16 protein-coding genes are annotated in these 18,496 nt (G+C 34.8%); 13 read left to right on the forward strand and 3 right to left on the reverse strand.

The window, feature by feature from the left end:
- Window positions 1-45: 45 nt before the first annotated feature.
- From tig to murI, 4 genes are all read left to right on the forward strand, one after another.
- Complete coding sequence (tig, locus tag CL818_RS05195) at window positions 46-1,368, forward strand: trigger factor (protein WP_013186638.1); 1,323 nt, start codon at window positions 46-48, stop codon at window positions 1,366-1,368.
- Window positions 1,369-1,457: 89 nt separating this feature from the next.
- Window positions 1,458-2,132: an ATP-dependent Clp endopeptidase proteolytic subunit ClpP gene (gene clpP, locus CL818_RS05200; protein ID WP_272972719.1), complete on the forward strand. Its 675-nt coding sequence runs from the start codon at window positions 1,458-1,460 to the stop codon at window positions 2,130-2,132.
- Window positions 2,133-2,153: 21 nt separating this feature from the next.
- Window positions 2,154-3,386: an ATP-dependent Clp protease ATP-binding subunit ClpX gene (gene clpX, locus CL818_RS05205; RefSeq protein WP_272972718.1), complete on the forward strand. Its 1,233-nt coding sequence runs from the start codon at window positions 2,154-2,156 to the stop codon at window positions 3,384-3,386.
- A 68-nt stretch (window positions 3,387-3,454) separates the two neighbouring features.
- The gene (gene murI, locus CL818_RS05210) at window positions 3,455-4,246 is read left to right on the forward strand and encodes a glutamate racemase (protein ID WP_272972717.1); all 792 of its coding nucleotides are present in this window, start codon (window positions 3,455-3,457) and stop codon (window positions 4,244-4,246) included.
- Here murI and CL818_RS05215 read toward each other — a convergent pair.
- Both CL818_RS05215 and brnQ read right to left on the reverse strand, forming a co-directional pair.
- Complete coding sequence (locus CL818_RS05215) at window positions 4,243-5,586, reverse strand: cytochrome-c peroxidase (RefSeq protein ID WP_272972716.1); 1,344 nt, start codon at window positions 5,584-5,586, stop codon at window positions 4,243-4,245. The two genes, murI and CL818_RS05215, sit on opposite strands and share 4 nt — an antisense overlap.
- A 60-nt stretch (window positions 5,587-5,646) precedes the next feature.
- Window positions 5,647-6,924 carry a branched-chain amino acid transport system II carrier protein gene (gene brnQ / locus CL818_RS05220; protein WP_272972715.1) on the reverse strand — a complete coding sequence of 426 codons (1,278 nt, stop codon included), beginning with the start codon at window positions 6,922-6,924 and terminating at the stop codon, window positions 5,647-5,649.
- Between the two features lie 36 nt (window positions 6,925-6,960).
- Here brnQ and CL818_RS05225 point away from each other — a divergent pair, with 36 nt between their 5' ends.
- The gene (locus tag CL818_RS05225) at window positions 6,961-7,752 is read left to right on the forward strand and encodes an alpha/beta fold hydrolase (protein WP_272972714.1); all 792 of its coding nucleotides are present in this window, start codon (window positions 6,961-6,963) and stop codon (window positions 7,750-7,752) included.
- Here CL818_RS05225 and thiL read toward each other — a convergent pair.
- A complete protein-coding gene (gene thiL / locus CL818_RS05230) occupies window positions 7,712-8,764 on the reverse strand; it encodes a thiamine-phosphate kinase (RefSeq protein ID WP_272972713.1) in 1,053 nt (350 codons plus the stop codon). The genes CL818_RS05225 and thiL overlap by 41 nt on opposite strands.
- Before the next feature lie 48 nt (window positions 8,765-8,812).
- Here thiL and CL818_RS05235 point away from each other — a divergent pair, with 48 nt between their 5' ends.
- From CL818_RS05235 to sufB, 8 genes are all read left to right on the forward strand, one after another.
- Window positions 8,813-10,222: a choice-of-anchor B family protein gene (locus tag CL818_RS05235; RefSeq protein ID WP_272972712.1), complete on the forward strand. Its 1,410-nt coding sequence runs from the start codon at window positions 8,813-8,815 to the stop codon at window positions 10,220-10,222.
- A gap of 174 nt (window positions 10,223-10,396) precedes the next feature.
- Window positions 10,397-11,902, forward strand: coding sequence for a choice-of-anchor B family protein (locus CL818_RS05240; RefSeq protein WP_013186647.1), 1,506 nt, complete (start codon window positions 10,397-10,399; stop codon window positions 11,900-11,902).
- Window positions 11,903-13,189, forward strand: coding sequence for a choice-of-anchor B family protein (locus tag CL818_RS05245; protein WP_272972711.1), 1,287 nt, complete (start codon window positions 11,903-11,905; stop codon window positions 13,187-13,189).
- Window positions 13,190-13,191: 2 nt separating this feature from the next.
- A complete protein-coding gene (locus tag CL818_RS05250; protein ID WP_272972710.1) occupies window positions 13,192-14,637 on the forward strand; it encodes a hypothetical protein in 1,446 nt (481 codons plus the stop codon).
- A gap of 8 nt (window positions 14,638-14,645) precedes the next feature.
- Entirely contained in the window at window positions 14,646-15,416 is a 771-nt protein-coding gene (locus tag CL818_RS13535) for an MbnP family protein (RefSeq protein ID WP_353743979.1), read from the forward strand.
- Window positions 15,417-15,423: 7 nt separating this feature from the next.
- Window positions 15,424-16,503 carry a cytochrome-c peroxidase gene (locus CL818_RS05255; protein WP_286972050.1) on the forward strand — a complete coding sequence of 360 codons (1,080 nt, stop codon included), beginning with the start codon at window positions 15,424-15,426 and terminating at the stop codon, window positions 16,501-16,503.
- 146 nt (window positions 16,504-16,649) lie between these two features.
- Window positions 16,650-16,979, forward strand: a complete 330-nt coding sequence (locus tag CL818_RS05260) for a HesB/IscA family protein (RefSeq protein WP_041240912.1) — start codon at window positions 16,650-16,652, stop codon at window positions 16,977-16,979.
- A gap of 40 nt (window positions 16,980-17,019) precedes the next feature.
- On the forward strand, window positions 17,020-18,465 hold the full coding sequence (sufB, locus tag CL818_RS05265; protein WP_286972053.1) for a Fe-S cluster assembly protein SufB: 1,446 nt from the start codon (window positions 17,020-17,022) through the stop codon (window positions 18,463-18,465).
- The last annotated feature ends 31 nt before the right edge of the window (window positions 18,466-18,496 follow it).

The raw sequence follows: 18,496 nt of genomic DNA on the forward strand, positions 1-18,496 counted from the left end.
GAAAAGCCGTATTTTTGCACTCCAATTTTTAAGAGGTTTTACAGAATGAATATCAAAAGAGAAGACATCGACTCGTTAAATGCAATAGTAACAGTTGATATTGCTAAAGAAGATTACAGCGAAAACGTAGAGAAAATACTAAAGAACTACCGTAAGACTGCTAATATACCTGGTTTTAGAAAAGGCCAAGTTCCTATGGGAATGGTAAAAAAGCAATATGGTAAAGCTGTATTGGTAGATGAAGTAAACAAATTACTAGATCAAGCCTTAAACAAATATTTAACCGAAGAAAAGTTAGATGTTTTAGGAAATCCACTTCCAAAAGAACAAGCAAACTTTGATTGGGATGCAGATGACTATAAATTTGAGTTCGAACTTGGTTTAACTCCAGAGTTTGAATTAGATCTTCAGCCAAAAAAGGCAATAACATCTTATAAAATCATTGCAGATGATAAGATGATAGATAGCCAGATAGAGCGTATACAAAAGCAATACGGTAAACTTGAAGCTAAAGATACAGTTGCTGAAGGTGATCTTGTTGCCGGTACTTTTAAAAATGAAGAAGAAGGTATAGAAAACACAACTACGCTTCCTTTAGAAAAGCTAAAAGGCAAAGCAAACCTTAAAAAGTTTGTGGGAGCTAAAGTTGGAGATACAATTAGCCTTAAAACAAAAGGTCTTTTTGAAGATGATCATGACCTAATGGAATTCCTTAAAGTTGAACATGACAAAGCACATGGTCTAGATATTCCAGTGACATTTGAAATCACAGAAGCAAATAAGCAAATTCCTGCAGAACTTGATCAAGAATTATTTGACAAGCTTTTTGGTAAGGATACAGTGAAAACTGTGACTGAGATGAAAGAAAAAATCAAGGAAGATGCAGAAGGGCAGTTTAAGCAACAGAGCGATCAGCAATTATTAACTGATGTTTCTGAGTATCTTATTGAGAACACAAAATTCGATTTGCCAGCAGAATTTCTTCAGCGTTGGATAAAAGCAACATCAGAAGAAGAAATCACTTTAGAGCAATCTAAAGAAGAATATGAAAAAAGTGAAAAAGGGCTACGTTTTCAGTTAATTGAAGCAAAGCTAATAAAGGACAACAACCTTAACGTTAACTTTGAAGATCTTAAAGCTTTTGCTAAAGATCGTATTAAGATGCAGATGGCTCAATTTGGTCAGATGAATCCTTCAGATAAAGAGTTAGAAGATATTGCTGCACGTGTACTAGGTAACCAAGATGAGGTTAAGCGTATGACAGAGCAGTTAATGAATGAACGTCTTTTAGGATTCTACAAAGAAAACGTGAAACTTAAAGAAAAAGAAATGAGCTACGAAGACTTCGTAAAGGAAGTTTACGAATAGTCGTTTAGCAGAATTAATAGTATCTTTAAAGCGTTAAGTCTGTTATAGGTTTAACGCTTTTTTTGTCAAAAAAGAAAAAGAAATTATCTATGGATTACGGAAAAGAATTTGAAAAATACGCAACGAAACATCACGGTATAAACAGCAATTATTATAATGATATTGTTAGTAGCATGATGCCAGTAGGGCTAACTCCAAATATTATTGAAGAACGCCAGATGAACATAGCAATTTTTGATGTGTTTTCTAGGCTAATGATGGATCGTATTATATTTCTAGGTACAGGAATTAACGACCAAGTTGCTAACATTGTACAAGCACAACTATTATTTTTAGAAAGTACAGATGCAAATAAGGATATTCAAATTTACATAAACTCACCAGGCGGAAGCGTTTATGCAGGTCTTGGTATTTATGATACTATGCAGTTTATAAAGCCAGATGTTGCAACTATCTGTACTGGTATGGCAGCTTCTATGGGTGCTGTGCTTTTATGTGCAGGCGCAGAAGGTAAGCGTAGTGGTTTGCCTCATTCAAGAGTTATGATACACCAACCTTTAGGAGGTGCACAAGGACAAGCAAGTGATATAGAAATTACAGCAAGAGAGATTCTTACGTTAAAAGAAGAGCTTTATAAAATTATCTCTAAGCATAGTGGTCAACCTTATGATAAAGTTTATGAGGATAGTGATCGTGACTATTGGATGAAAGCAGATAAAGCCAAGGAATATGGTATGATTGATGAAGTGCTTAAAAGAGAATAAGCAGAAACTAAAAAAAAAGTTATGGCTAAGGAAACCTTAGAATGCTCGTTTTGCGGGAGAAAAAAACCTGAAACCAATTTATTAATTGCTGGGTTAGATGCACATATTTGTGATAGGTGTATTGAACAGGCACATGGTATAGTTTTAGAAGAATCTAAACAAGATGCTACAGGAGAGCTTACTACAGAGTTAAAATTAAGAAAGCCTCATGCAATAAAGGCCTTTTTAGATGGGTATGTTATTGGGCAGGAACACACTAAGCGTGTTATGTCTGTAGCGGTATATAACCACTATAAGCGTTTATTGCAACAACCAAGTGATGATGATATTGAGATACAAAAAAGTAATATCATTATGGTTGGTCAGACAGGTACAGGAAAGACGCTTATTGCTAAAACCATTGCAAAGATGTTAAACGTACCTCTTGCAATAGTTGATGCTACTGTTTTAACTGAAGCTGGTTATGTAGGAGAAGATGTAGAGAGTATATTAACGCGCTTATTACAGGCAGCAGATTATAATCTGGAAAAAGCACAGCAAGGTATTGTCTTTATAGATGAAATAGATAAAATTGCTAGAAAGAGTGATAATCCATCTATTACTAGAGATGTTTCTGGAGAAGGTGTGCAGCAAGCATTATTAAAGCTTTTAGAAGGAACAACAGTAAATGTACCACCAAAAGGAGGAAGAAAACATCCAGACCAAAAGTTTATTGAGGTAGATACCGAGAACATTCTTTTTATAGCTGGTGGAGCTTTTGATGGTATAGATAGAAAGATTACTAAGCGTTTAAATATGCAGGCAGTTGGCTTTAGTGCATCTCTTAGTGAAGATCAAATTGAGAGAGATAATTTATTAAAGTATATTATACCTAAAGATTTAAAAGATTTTGGTTTAATACCAGAAATTATAGGACGCTTGCCAGTACTAACTTATATGAATCCTTTAGATAAAGGTACTTTAAGAGCAATACTTACAGAGCCTAAAAATGCCATTATTAAGCAATATAAAAAGTTGTTTGAGATGGATGAGGTAGATTTTCATATTACAGATGGAGCCTTAGATTATATTGTTGAAAAAGCTATTGAATATCAATTAGGTGCCAGAGGTTTACGATCGCTTTGTGAAGAAATATTTACAGATGCAATGTTTGATTTTCCAGATAGTGATGAAAAAGAATTTAAAGTAACTAAAGCTTATGCTGAGGAGAAATTAAATAAATCTATTATCAAAAAATTGAAAGCTGTATCATAAGTTTAAAATTGTATAATATTATTTCATAAAACTGCGCTTTTTTAAAGCGCAGTTTTTATTTTTAGGATATGCAAAACAATGCACCTATAGGTATTTTTGATTCAGGAGTTGGAGGTACCTCAATATGGAGAGAAATTCATCAATTACTGCCTTTAGAGCATACAATCTATCTTGCAGACAGTAAGAATGCTCCTTATGGTGAAAAAACTAAAGATGAGATTGTTAAACTTAGTATCAAGAATACAGAAAAGCTAATTAGCTTAGGTGCTAAAGTAATTATTGTGGCTTGCAATACAGCAACTACTAATGCCATAAAGCATTTAAGAGCAAATTACACATTACCAATAATAGCTATAGAGCCTGCTATAAAACCTGCAGCATTAAATACTAAAACCAAAGCAGTAGGAATACTTGCTACTCAAGGCACTTTAAACAGTGAGTTATTTACACAAACATCAGAGCTATATGCGAGAGATATAGATATTATTGAAGTCTTTGGTAAAGGTCTTGTACCTGAAATTGAAGCTGGCCGACAAGATGGAAAAGAGGTTGAGCGTTTGCTTAAATTATATCTAAAACCAATGCTGGATAAAAATATTGATTACTTGGTTTTGGGTTGCAGCCATTACCCGTATTTAATTCCTAAGCTTAAAGAATTGCTTCCTAAAACAGTAACAATAATAGATTCTGGCTTGGCAGTTGCAAGGCAAACAAAAGCAGTTTTAGAACATTATAATTTATCTGCTATTTCTCCACAGCCAGCACCAATATTTTATACTAATTCTGACAATTTAGAACCCTTAAGACAAATTGTAAATACAGATGAAAAGCGTTATTCTATACACTATTTAGATTTTTAATTGCAACCTAAATCAATTCTAGATTGCTCATCATTGTTAGGAAAACAATTACCAGAGTTAACAGTGTTGGGAACATAGCGTAATAAATCTGGGTCTCTTAAAGCGTCTTTCAGGAAAGCTGTTAGGTCTGTTATTTCATCATTGGTTAAATTTGAAGAACCAAATTGCGAAGCTAGTTGCGTAGAAGGAACTTCAGCGCTTTGTGCTACACCATTGTTCTTGTACTCTACAACCTCTCTAATGGTTGAAAACGTTCCGCCATGACCAAATGCACCAGCATCTGCTAAGTTATATAGCGTAGGTGTTTTAAATTTATAATCATCATCTGGGTTTTGTGTAAAACCACCACGTCCTTTTTTAACGCTTTCAAAATCAATAGATGGTAAAACCATGGCTTCTAGAGAACCATCAAAATCTCCAAAACCAAACGCGTGAAACTCTTGGTCTTTTAGTGCAGGACCATTGTGACACTGGTAGCATAAACCTTTATCGAAAAATAGATTTGCACCTCTTTTCTGTTGATCATTTAATGCTTCTAAATCTCCTTTTAAATACTCTTGCCAAGGCGCTTGGTTTGCAAGAATTGTTCTATTAAAAGCTGCAATTGCTAAAGCAGCTGTTTTTCTAGTATAACGTTCAGATTGTGGAATGTTATAAAATGCAGCATCAAACATCGTTCTGTAATTATAGGAATCTACAAACTCTTCATTAACTTTTAAACGGTGTTCTAGCTGGCCTTGCATAGCTTGTACCTCTACGCCTTGAAAACCTTCAGCATTTTCTGGAATATGATCCCATTGAGCTTCGGTACCTGCATTTGTTCCGGTGCCGCCAAATTGCCCATTCCATAACATAACATCTTGATAAGCTAAGTTTAAAAGTGTTGGTGGCCTTACTGCTTGTATATCTACTGAGTCTAGTGGCATTTCAGTATTAAATGTTCTTCCTTCGCCATTAACTCCAAAACCAATGCCGCCTTCTCCAATACCTTGTCGTCTTCCTGAGAAAAATCCAGAGGCTACAGGATGGCAAGTTGCACAGGTGTATTGCCCGTTCATTTCATCCATTTTGGGATTGCCGCCTAAAGCAGTTTCATGAAGTAATAGTTTCCCTAAAGCTACTTTTTCTGCAGTAATCGGGTTTAGTGGATCTTGAGGTATTCGGGAAAAATCATCACTATCTGGAAGAAGGTAATATGATGTGCCAACGCCGTTAGAAGCATTAATAAGATTAGTGATGAGCTCATCATCTAAATCGCTTGTATAGCTTTCATAATTAGCGTTTTCTGTTTGGCAGGATGACAAAACGATAACTAATACCAATGCGTAAAATACCTTCATATAAACGGATGTTAATAAGACGTTAAAGTTATAATTAACATGTGATATATACAAGAGCTCTTAAGTGATTGGTTTTCTTAGTGTTATTAAGTACCCAACACCAAAAGCAAAGGCAGCAGGAATAAGCCATCCGAGACCAAAATTAGATAAAGGTATGCTGTTAGAAATTGTAGATATTATCTGAGAGTCTGGAGCTATAACTTTTAAAGCGTCTGGTATACTAAATATAGAAGTGAAAATAACCACTAACTTCATGATTAGTTGATGCCTTAGTTTATCTGAAAGTATATTAAGAATTATTAATACTATGGTTAGTGGATAAACTAGCATAAGTATTGGTAATGCAAGAGTAATAATAAAATCTACTGAAAATGCGCCAACTACAATACCAAACAAACACGCAATAGTAACACTTGTAATATAGGAGTACTTATATTTAAATTGGTCTGAGAAAAAATCTGCAGTACCTGTTACTATGCCTACAGCAGTAGTAAAGCAAGCTAAAGATACCAGAATTGCAAGGCAAATACTTGCATAAGGCCCAAGTGTTAAACTGCTTATGCCAGATAATAATTGTGTTCTTGTAACGTCTTCACTAAAAAGATGCCCAAATAATGCACCTTCATAAATTAATCCGCAATAAATTATGAGTAATCCTAATGCAGATATTATTGCGGCTTTTGTTATTAGTTTTTTAGCTTCAACTTGATTGTTGTAGCCTTTAAGTTTTACCGAGATAATTATCACACCGCCAACAACCAATGCGCCAATAGCATCAAAAGTTTGGTAGCCTTCAAAAAAACCGTCAAGTATTGGAGTTTTGAGTGAAGACACTTTCATAGTTTCAGTATCCTCAAAAATTCCGAAGAAAATCATTCCTAATATTAAAATAAGAATAGCAGGAGTTATGTACTTTCCAATGTTATTTAATACAGTAGATCTTTTGGCAACAAATATGAAGACCAGTCCAAAATATAAAATGCTAACTGCTAACGGTGAGATGTTAAAGAATGGTTCAAAAGCCATCTCATAAGTAAATGCTGCAGTTCTCGGCGAAGGTATTGCAGCAGAAATGCTATATATTAAAATACAGAAAATAAGACTAAAGACTTTAGAGACAGGTTTGCCAAAATCATACATTGTGCCTTGTATTCTTGCATGAGCAAAAATACCTAGTAAAGGTATTCCTATAGCTGTGATTATAAACCCGATTGCTACTAAATACCATTCTTGGCCTGCTAAAAAACCCAACATAGGTGGTAGTACAATATTACCTACACCAAAGAACAGTGCAAATAATGCAAAACCTACTATAAAATCATCTTTGCGTAATCCCATTTAAAATCGAAACTTTGTGCAATATATACTTTTTGGATGATTATAAATTTTAGAGGAACGCAAATACATTATAATGTAGAAGGAAAAGGAGATGCTCTTGTTTTGCTTCATGGCTTTTTAGAAAGTAGTACAATGTGGAACTCATTAATGCCTGTACTTTCTAAGAGGTTTAAGATTATAGCTGTTGATTTGCCAGGTCATGGAAAAAGTGGGGTTTTTGGAGACATACATTCAATGCAATTAATGGCAGATTGTATTTTAGAAATTCTTAGAACGGAAAACGTGAAAGATGCTCATTTTGTAGGGCACTCTATGGGCGGCTATGTTGCATTGGCATATTTAAAGAATAACTTAGAGCAGGTAACTTCAATAACATTATTAAACTCAACTCCTTCAGAAGATTCTATATCTAGAAAGAAAAATAGAGAGCGTGCTGTACAACTCATAAAAAAATATCCTCAAGCATTTATTAGTATGGGTGTTACAAATTTGTTTGCCAATGAAAAAGCATCAATATATGAGGAAACAATCAAAGCCATGAAAGCTGAGGCAAATACATATCCTATTGATGGTATTATAGCAAATATAAAAGGTATGAAGACACGAGAAGATACACGAGAGTTGCTACGTAACTATAAAGGCCAAAAAAATATTATTACAGGAAAAGAAGATCCTATTGTTTTATTTAATGAAATTAAAAACATAGCAAAAGTAACAGATAGTAAACTGTATTCACTTTCTGGAGGACATATGAGTCATATTGAAGCTAAAAATGAAGTCTTAGATATTATTCTTCGTCTTGAAGCGCATTCCAGCCACGTGCAGTAAGTTCTATTTGCTGATTGCCTCTAGTAATAAGATGCTTTCCTTCAGATTCTGGTTTCATATGACCTATGATTGAAAAATTAGGGTTGCCTTTAATTTTTTCAAAATCTTTTTGGTCTACTGTAAATAAGAGTTCGTAATCTTCGCCACCACTTAATGCTATTGTTGTGCTATCTAAATTAAACTCCTCACAAACAGTTATCATGCTAGGGTCTAATGGTATCTTATCCTCAAATAAGTTAACACCAACGTTAGAGTGTTTGCATAAGTGTAAAGTTTCAGAAGACAAACCATCGCTTATATCTATCATAGATGTTGGCTTAACTTCTAACACATTTAAAAGTTCCTTGATGTCCTTGCGGGCTTCAGGTTTCATTTGTCGCTCTAACAAATAGGTATAAGGAGATAGGTCTGGTTGGTTATTAGGGTTTACCTTGAAAACTTCCTTTTCTCTTTCTAAAATTTGAAAGCCCATATAAGCTGCGCCTAAGTCGCCACTTACTACCAATAAATCATTTGGCTTTGCACCACTTCTGTAAGTTACCTCTTCTTCTTTGGCGTGACCTACAGCAGTAACAGAAATTATTAATCCAGATGTTGAAGACGTAGTGTCTCCACCTACTAAATCTACATCATAAATTTTACAAGCTAAGTGAATACCAGAATAAAGCTCTTCTAATGCTTCTAAAGGAAATCTGTTTGAAACTGCTATTGATACTGTAACCTGAGTAGCCTTAGCATTCATAGCATAAATATCCGATAAGTTTACCATTATTGCTTTATAGCCTAAATGCTTTAAAGGCATGTAAGACAAGTCAAAATGTACACCTTCAATTAAGAAATCTGTAGACACTAGTGTTTGTTCACCGTTAAAATCTAAAACTGCAGCATCATCTCCAACACCTTTTTTAGAAGACGTGTTTTTTAATTCAACATTGTCCATTAAGTGATCTATAAGTCCAAATTCTCCTAGTGAGGACAGGCTGGTTTTGCTAATATCTTTATTGTCAAACATTATCATATATTTACGAGCCACAAAATTAAAGTATTAAACCACAAAACCATGAAGCACCTATTACTTTCTTTATTTTTTATTTCATGCCTCTCATTTTCACAAACACCTTGCGAAAATGGCTTTGCAGGGATATACCCTTGCAACGGTTACGATTTAGTCTCTGAAATTAGCTTATCAACGCTTTCTGCAACTGCTAGTTTAGCAAATGATTCTTGGGGATGGACAGATCCAGATACTGGTAATGAATATGCAATTGTAGGCTTGAGTAACGGTACAGCTTTTATAGATATTTCAGATCCTGTAAATCCAGAACACTTGGGTACGCTACCTACACAAACATTTAATAGTTCATGGAGAGATGTGAAAGTTTACAATAACCACGCATTTATTGTGAGCGAAGCTGCTAATCATGGAATGCAGGTTTTCGACTTAACCAAATTAAGAAATGTAAACATATCTACTTTTTTATTTGCAGACGCTGTGTATAGTGAGTTTGGTAATGCGCACAACATTGTTATAAATGAAGACTCTGGTTATGCTTATGCTGTAGGGACCAATACATTTAATGGCGGTCCTCACTTTATTAATATACAAGACCCTCAAAACCCTGTAGCAGCTGGTGGTTTCGCTATGGACGACTATAGTCACGATGCTCAAGTAGTAACATATAATGGGCCAGATACAGAGCACGTAGGGAAAGAGATACTTATTGGTAGTAATGCCAGTATTGTTTCCATAGTAGATATTTCAGATAAATCTAATCCGGTTTCAATCTCTACAACATCCTATGGTCAAGTAGGTTACACGCACCAAGGTTGGTTTACAGAAGATCAACGCTATTTTATACTTGGTGATGAGCTTGATGAAACAGAAGTTGGATTCAATACAAGAACAATAGTGTATGATTTAAACGATTTAGATAATCCAGTTATTCACTTTGAATACTTTGGACCAACGCCTGCCATAGACCATAATGGTTATGTAAATGGGGATAATTTTTACCTTGCTAACTACAGAGCTGGTGTAAGAGTTTTAGATGTCTCGAATATTGCAGCTGGCGAAATGACAGAGATTGGTTTTTTTGATACTTATTTGGCTAATGACAGTGCTAACTTTAATGGTGCTTGGAATGTATATCCTTATTTTGAGAGCGGCAATATCTTAATAAGTGATATAGAACGTGGCTTTGTTTTAATAAAAAAGAGTGAGGAAGTATTAAATGTTTCTGAAGTTGATAATGAGGAGACATTTAATATTTATCCTAACCCAACTACCAATTACTTAAAAATATCATCTAACAATGCATTAAGCTCAATTGAAGTTTATAACGTTTTAGGAGAAATGGTGTTACAAGAAACAACAAGTTTAAAAGAATATACACTAAATGTAGAGCACCTGAGCCAAGGTGTGTATGTTCTTAATATAAATGGAAAAGCAACTAAATTTATAAAGAGCTAATATTAAAATTACAATGCACGCACTGTAAAATTCGATTAACTGAGTTTTTTATCGACAATACTAAGTAAAGCCGCTATCTGCGGCTTTTTTTTATGCCTTAATTAACAGCGATTTATATCGTAAAACTATCTCTTGAGTTAAATTGCAAGGTGATAATTGAAAATCTTAATTCCCATGAAAAAATCTCTACTCTTTATTGCCTTATTAACTATTTGTAACCTAAATGCTCAACTATTTGAATGTATTGGTGATGAAACTGCTGGTATAGGAACAGCAGGACCTTATTTATGTAATGGTTATGATCTTATGGCACAAATTACATTAACAGAATTTGATGCTGCTTTAGATTTAGGTCCAGCAACACCACCATCAACAGGTAGTGATTCTTGGGGATGGACAGATCCAGCTTCTGGAAGAGAATTTGCAATTATGTCATTTACTGAAGGCTTTGCCTTTGTTGAGATTACAGATCCAGAGAATCCAGTAATAACAGCTTCTGTTCCAATTACATCTACAGACGTACAAAGACTTTGGAGAGATGTAAAAGTATACAACAATCATGCATTCATGGTTGGAGAAGATGCAGATCAAGGTATGAAGGTGTTTAATCTTAATAGATTACTTACGGTTACTAATCCGCCAGAAATTTTTGAACCAGATACATTTTTTCAAGGGTTTGGTAGTGCTCACAACATAGCGATAAATGAAGATTCTGGATATGCTTACCCTATAGGCGCAAGAGAATTTGGAGGTAGTGGTCAAGTCAATGGTGGCGGTCCAATCTTTATAAACATTCAAGACCCAGTAAATCCAGTTATTGAAGGCGGTTACGATTCAACAGACGATATGGTAAACTCCTATACTCACGATGCACAGGTTGTAATATATGATGGTCCAGATACAGATTATACAGGACAAGAAATTTATATGGGAGCTAATGAGTCTACAATGATAATTGCAGATATTACAGACAAGTCCAATCCGCAATATATTAGTGATATTTCATATGCGTCTGCAACGTACACACATCAAGGTTGGTTTAGTAAAGACAAGCGTTATTTTTTAATGGGCGATGAGTTAGATGAAATTATGAATGGTTTGCCAACTCGAATAGCAGTTTATAATGTAGAAGATTTAGACAATCCTTTTGTGCATTTTATTTGGGAAGGTCCAACTACCGCTACAGATCATAATATGTATATCATAGATGATACCCTATATTTAGCAAATTATGCAGCAGGTATGCGTGTTCTGGATATAAGTGATATTGACAATATGAATTTTGTTGAAATCGGCTTTTTTGATACGTTGCCAGGTAATGATGTAGCTGGAACAGCATCAGCTTGGAATGTATATCCTTATTTCCCAAGCGGAAATTTAATTATTAGTGATGTAGCTGAAGGATTATTCATAGTTAAAAAAACAGAAAATCTTTCCGTAGAAGATATAAATAAAACAAATGTTACCATGTTTCCCAACCCTGCAAAAAACACTACAAATATAACTGTAGATGGTAATGTAATACAATCTATTAAAGTTTCAGACGTTCTTGGTAAAGAGATTTTTATGGTCTCTTCATTAAATAGTGATACTTTTACGCTTAATACAAGTAATTTTCAAACTGGCGTATATCTTATAACTATTAATGATAACGTCACAAAGAAACTAATAATAGAATAAATGAAAATAAAACACATTACCTGCTTAATTGTACTTTTTACATTTTTAATAACCCCATTTTCTTGTAGTGATGATGATGGAGTGCCTGTTACAGAAACTCCTACAGAAGAAGATCCTGGAGATGATGGCGGAAACGATGGCGGTGATGATGGTGGAGACAATGGCGGTAATGAAAATGCTGTTACTCCTTGCGAAGATGGCACTGCAGCAGGATATCCTTGTAATGGGATAGACCTTTTAGCAAATGTATCTTTACTTGAGATGAATGCAAGTGATGGTAATGATTCTTGGGGATGGACAGATCCAGACACAGGAAACGAGTATGCATTAATGGGATTAAATAATGGTACTGCTTTCTTAGATATTACAGACCCTTTAAACCCTGTGTATTTAGGGAAACTACCAACCCATACTACATCAAGTATATGGAGAGATGTCAAGACCTATAACAATCATGCATTTATTGTTAGTGAAGCTAATGGTCATGGAATGCAAGTGTTTGATTTAACAAGATTAAGAAATGTACAAAATCCTCCAGTACAGTTTACAGAAGATGCACATTATGATGGTTTTGGCGATGCTCATAATATTGTAATTAACGAGGATACTGGTTATGCTTACGCAGTAGGAACACAATTGTTTAATGGAGGTCCACACTTTATTAATATTCAAAACCCACTTAACCCAATTGGTGAAGGCGGCTTTGCTATGGATGATTATAGTCACGATGCTCAAGTTGTAACTTATACAGGTCCAGATACAGAACACTTAGGTAAAGAAATTTTAATAGGAAGTAATGAAACTATAATTTCAATAGTAGATATTACAGATAAATCTAACCCAATAGGACTGTCTACTATTTCTTATGAGCAAAGAGCATACACACACCAAGGTTGGTTTACAGAAGATCAAAGTCATTTCATTTTAGGAGATGAGCTAGATGAGGCGCAAATAGGCTTTAATACAAGAACAATAATTTTCGACTTTAGTGATTTAGATAACCCACAATTTAAATTTGAATATTACGGTCCAGAAGCTGCAATAGATCATAATGGTTATGTAAAAGGAAATGAGTTTTACCTGGCTAACTATACAGCAGGTTTAAGAATTATAGATGTATCTTCAGTAGCATCTTCACAAATGCAAGAAACAGCTTATTTTGATACATATCCATCTTCAAATTCTGCAAACTTTAATGGCGTTTGGAATGTGTACCCATATTTTTCAAGTGGTACAATACTTGTAAGTGATATAGATAGAGGTTTATTCCTCTTAAAGAAACAATAACAATGAATTTTATAATTACCCCAAACCGTTTTTTAGGCGCAATATTATCTGCACTAATAATAGTAATGAGCTTTTCTTGCTCTCAAGATGATAATGCAAATGTAAACAGCAATCCAGATGTTCCAGGCGAACCAGAAGATCCTGCAGAGGAAGTACCTGAATTTGCCGGAGAGCTAGATGTTGTAATGACTTATGGTGGGAGTAATCAAGATGAAGCAAAAGCTATAGTTGAAACGCCAGACGGAAATTTTGTAATAGTAGGGACAACAAGAAGTACAGATGGTGACATTGTAGATAAAGAAGCACCAAATTTTGATGTTTGGTTATTTAAAGTAAACCCACAAGGAACCATATTGTGGTCTAAAACCTATGGAGGCACAAATGATGAGTTTGGTGAAGATGTTATAGTTACAAATGATGGCGGTCTAGCTGTTATAGGTTATAACTCGAGTTCAGACGGAGACACCTCTTCAAATGCTGGTTTTTTTGACCATTGGTTATTAAAATTAGATGCTTCAGGAAATTTAGAATGGCAACAAAGCTACGGTTATGAAGGTCAAGACCAAGCGTTTTCATTACTTCAAACCGATGATGGCGGCTTTTTCTTTGGTGGCTATTTTGATGTTTCTGCGAGTAATGGTAATGGTAATGATGGTTTTACGGCAGCGAGCCAACAAGAGTCTTCAAACAACTTTACCAATAGTGCAGCATTGCATGGTGTTGGAGAATTTTGGGGCACCAAGGTAGATGCTTCTGGAGCGCTTCAGTTTAGAAGATATTTTGGGGGTTCAAGCAACGATAGGTGTTATGGAGTAATTGATACTGCAGATGGTGGCTATTTAATGGCTGGCGCTTCAGAAAGTACAGATTTTGATATTTCAAACAATAAAGGGAGTTATGACTTTTGGGTAGTTAAAGTTAATGCAGATAGAGAGCTAGAATGGCAACGTTCTTATGGAGGCTCTGAGATTGATATGGGCTTTGGCTTTACAGAAACTTTAGACGGAAATTACTTAATAACTGGAGATACAAGAAGTAGTGATCAAGACGTGTCTAACCTAAAAGGAAATGCAGACTTTTGGGCCGTAAAAATTAATGGCTCTGGAGATATAATTTGGGAAAACACATTTGGCGGAACTCAATTTGATGCAGCTAGAACAGTTGTGCAAATGTCTGATGGTCGCTTAGCTATTGCAGGCAGCTCAAGAAGTAATGATATAGATGTTGCAACAAATAATGGTCAAAACGACTGTTGGATAGCAATTGTAAGTTCTTCAGGAAATATCGACCAAACTTTTAGCGTTGGTGGTAGTGATTTAGACTTTTTATATGATATTTACCAGACCCAAAATAATGAACTTATAGCAGTGGGTTCTTCTTCAAGTAATGACCAAGATATTGTTCCAAACAGAGGAAGTTCAGACGTTGTTTTTATAAAAATCAATTAAATTTCAGAATGAAAAAATTAAGTATTCTTGCAATAATTGCTCTGTTTTTTGCCTCTTGTAATACAGATGAAGATGCAAATAGAAACTCAGAATTAGGGAATCCTACTTTTGGAAACGTAACTTTTACATTTGCAAATGAGGTAGATGGTGAGCCTCTACAGTTAGGGTCTACAACCTATGTAAATTCTAACAACGAAACGTATTCTGTCTCAGATTTAAAATACATAATTAGCAATATTGTTTTAATAAATGATAATGGCTTAGACTATGTGGTACCTGAAGAAGACAGTTATTTTATTATAGATCAGCAATTGTCAAGCTCTTTAACCATAACCTTGCAAGATGTACCGTCCAGAGATTATTCTGGCATTTCATTTGGATTTGGTGTAGATCAATTTAAATACCCATTAAATGGTGTAATGAATTTTGTGCCAAGAGCAGATGAGGCAGGAATGCTTTGGAGCTGGTCTGCAGGATACCGTTTCTTGAAGTTTGAAGGCGATTATACTACTGAAGAAAATGCAGAGCCTACACCNTTTATTGTACACGTAGGAAGTCANGGTAGCACGTTAGANAACTATCAGGAAATTATAATGCCGCTTTCTAACTTTACTGTAAGAGATTCTGAAACGTCTGCATTTGGAATAAAAGCAGACATCAGNAATATTTTTGATGGTAATAACAATTACTATTTCNAAACGAATAATGAAGTAACTATTGATCCCGTAAATGCTCCAATCATATCAGATAATATGAAAACAGTATTTACAATAAACTAATACATATTTGAAGAATTTCTGGTTCATAAGCATTTTTGCACTCTGTTTAGCGTGCAGTTCAGATTCAAGTGGTGAAGAAACAATTACTGAAACACCACAGGATGACGAATATATTCCTGTACCAGATTCTAATTTAAATTTTCAGGTACCANCTAATTTTCCAGANGCTACTTATGATATAAGTAACAATCAACCTACTCAAAATGGTTTTGAGTTAGGGAAAAAGTTATTTTATGACGGCAAATTAGCCTCAGATAATGTAGTGTCTTGTGGGTTTTGCCATATTCAAGATTTTGCATTTACACACCACACTCATATTGTAAGTCATGGAGTAGATGGAGCTTTAGGCACAAGAAACGCACAACCTTTATTCAATTTAGCGTTCTTAGATGNGTTTACTTGGGATGGTGCAGCNCAACATTTAGACACNCANCCTATTATACCAATCACTACAGATGTAGAGATGAACTCAAGCTTTAATGAGATAATCTCAAAATTAAGTGAAGACCAGACCTATCAAAACATGTTTAAAGATGCGTTTGATAATGGTGAAATTAGCTCAGAAAACATTTTAAAGGCATTGTCTCAGTTTATGGTTATGATGGTATCTTCAAATTCAAAATACGATCAAGTTGTAAGAAATGAAGGTTCAGTCTTTACAGAAGCAGAAGAAGCAGGCTTGGCTATATTCGAACAAAAATGTGCCTCTTGCCATGCAGGTCCGCTATTTACAGACCAATCTTTTAGAAATAATGGTTTGCCTGTTGATGCGCAATATAATGACATAGGAAGAAAACGTGTAACAGGACTAGATGAAGACCTGCGTAAGTTTAGAGTTCCTACATTAAGAAATATAGAGGTTACCTTTCCGTATATGCACGACGGCAGGTTTCAAACCCTTACAGATGTGCTAGATCATTATTCAGATGGTGTTCAGGAAGATGTTACATTAGACCCAGTTTTTGTTCAGGAAAATGGTTCTAGAGGAATTCCACTTTCAAATTTAGAAAAAGATCAATTGGTGGCTTTTTTAAAAACACTTACAGATAACAGTTTTATCTTTGATGATCGCTTTTCAGAATTTTAATTCTTTTTAAACATAGCGTGTAAGAATCCCATATTATAAGGGACAAACACACTATAAGTTTTTTCAATAACTACATTACATTAACGCAGAGACTAATTATGGTAAAACAAGCCATTTTCAGTATATTTGCACATATTTTCAAAACGATGATTAAAGTAAGCGAAGGCGCAAAAAATAGAATCTCATCTCTCATGGCAGAGAGTGGTTATGATGCATTAAAAGATTACGTTCGAGTAGGCGTAAAAAGTGGCGGTTGCAGCGGGTTGTCTTATGACTTAGATTTTGATAATAAGACAGAAGAAACCGATAAGGTTTTTGAAGACAACTCAATTAAAATTGTAGTAGATAAACGAAGCTTTTTATACCTAGTAGGAACAACCTTAGAATATAGCGGTGGTCTTAATGGTAAAGGTTTTGTTTTTAATAATCCAAATGCACAAAGAACTTGCGGCTGTGGAGAAAGCTTCTCGTTATAAAGAGGTAGCTTAATTCACTAAACAATTAGAATTATATTTAATGGCATATACAGAAGACGATTTACAGAAAGAGCTCGAAACTAAAGAGTATAAGTACGGATTTTATACAGATATAGAATCAGACACNTTTCCTGTTGGTCTAAATGAAGATATTGTAAGAGCAATTTCCTTAAAGAAGGAAGAGCCAGAATGGATGACAGAGTGGCGTCTTGAGGCATTTAGAGAATGGGAAAAAATGGAAGAGCCAGATTGGGCAAATGTAAATTACCCAAAACCAGACTTCCAAAACATCTCTTATTACTCTGCTCCTAATAAAAAACCAAAGTACGAAAGCTTAGATGAGGTAGATCCAGANTTATTGGACACGTTTAAAAAGCTTGGNATATCTATAGATGANCAAAAGAAGCTTGCTGGAGTAGCGGTAGATATTGTTATGGATTCAGTTTCTGTAGCAACAACATTTAAGAAGACATTGGCAGAAAAAGGAATTATATTCTGCTCAATTTCTGAGGCTATAAAAGAACANCCAGAACTTGTAAGAAAGCATATTGGTAGTGTGGTGCCTCAAAAAGATAATTTTTATGCAGCATTAAACTCTGCTGTATTTAGTGATGGTTCTTTTTGCTACATTCCAAAAGGTGTGCGTTGCCCAATGGAGTTAAGTACTTATTTTAGAATTAACCAAGCGGGAACAGGACAGTTTGAGAGAACTTTAGTNGTTGCAGATGAAGGCAGTTATGTAAGTTACTTAGAAGGTTGTACTGCGCCATCTAGAGATGAGAACCAATTACACGCAGCTGTTGTAGAGCTTATTGCTTTAGATGATGCTGAGATTAAATACTCTACAGTACAAAACTGGTATCCTGGTAACGCAGAAGGAAAAGGTGGTGTTTTTAACTTTGTGACTAAAAGAGGNATTTGTGAGAAAAACGCGAAAATTTCTTGGACTCAAGTAGAAACNGGAAGTGCTGTAACTTGGAAATACCCTAGCTGTATTTTAAANGGAGATAATTCTGTTGGAGAGTTTTACTCTATNGCAGTNACAAATAATTACCAGCAAGCAGATACTGGAACTAAAATGATACACTTGGGTAAAAACACCAAGAGCACCATTATATCTAAAGGTATTTCTGCAGGACATTCTCAAAACAGTTACAGAGGNTTAGTTCAAATAAACTCTAGAGCTACAAATGCGAGAAATTTTTCGCAGTGTGATAGTTTGTTAATGGGTAATAAGTGTGGTGCTCACACATTTCCATATATAGAAACAAAGAATAAAACAGCACAGGTAGAGCACGAGGCNACAACAAGTAAAATTGGAGAAGACCAAATATTCTATTGTAACCAACGTGGTATAGATACAGAAAAAGCAATTGCATTAATNGTAAATGGCTTTAGTAAAGATGTATTAAACAAGNTGCCTATGGAGTTTGCTGTTGAAGCTCAGAAATTATTAGAGATTTCNTTAGAAGGCTCAGTAGGATAAGANATTTAAAGCTTTAAACTAAAAANACAAA

This window comes from Croceibacter sp. (genome assembly GCF_002716225.1).
Taxonomy (GTDB): Bacteria; Bacteroidota; Bacteroidia; order Flavobacteriales; family Flavobacteriaceae; genus Croceibacter; species Croceibacter atlanticus.

Excerpts from the sequence above, each read along its gene's own strand:
- tig (WP_013186638.1), top strand. The coding sequence starts at position 46 with ATGAATATCAAAAGAGAAGACATCGACTCGTTAAATGCAATAGTAACA.
- clpP (WP_272972719.1), top strand. The coding sequence starts at position 1,458 with ATGGATTACGGAAAAGAATTTGAAAAATACGCAACGAAACATCACGGT.
- clpX (WP_272972718.1), top strand. The coding sequence starts at position 2,154 with ATGGCTAAGGAAACCTTAGAATGCTCGTTTTGCGGGAGAAAAAAACCT.
- murI (WP_272972717.1), top strand. The coding sequence starts at position 3,455 with ATGCAAAACAATGCACCTATAGGTATTTTTGATTCAGGAGTTGGAGGT.
- CL818_RS05215 (WP_272972716.1), bottom strand. The coding sequence starts at position 5,586 with ATGAAGGTATTTTACGCATTGGTATTAGTTATCGTTTTGTCATCCTGC.
- brnQ (WP_272972715.1), bottom strand. The coding sequence starts at position 6,924 with ATGGGATTACGCAAAGATGATTTTATAGTAGGTTTTGCATTATTTGCA.
- CL818_RS05225 (WP_272972714.1), top strand. The coding sequence starts at position 6,961 with ATGATTATAAATTTTAGAGGAACGCAAATACATTATAATGTAGAAGGA.
- thiL (WP_272972713.1), bottom strand. The coding sequence starts at position 8,764 with ATGTTTGACAATAAAGATATTAGCAAAACCAGCCTGTCCTCACTAGGA.
- CL818_RS05235 (WP_272972712.1), top strand. The coding sequence starts at position 8,813 with ATGAAGCACCTATTACTTTCTTTATTTTTTATTTCATGCCTCTCATTT.
- CL818_RS05240 (WP_013186647.1), top strand. The coding sequence starts at position 10,397 with ATGAAAAAATCTCTACTCTTTATTGCCTTATTAACTATTTGTAACCTA.
- CL818_RS05245 (WP_272972711.1), top strand. The coding sequence starts at position 11,903 with ATGAAAATAAAACACATTACCTGCTTAATTGTACTTTTTACATTTTTA.
- CL818_RS05250 (WP_272972710.1), top strand. The coding sequence starts at position 13,192 with ATGAATTTTATAATTACCCCAAACCGTTTTTTAGGCGCAATATTATCT.
- CL818_RS05260 (WP_041240912.1), top strand. The coding sequence starts at position 16,650 with ATGATTAAAGTAAGCGAAGGCGCAAAAAATAGAATCTCATCTCTCATG.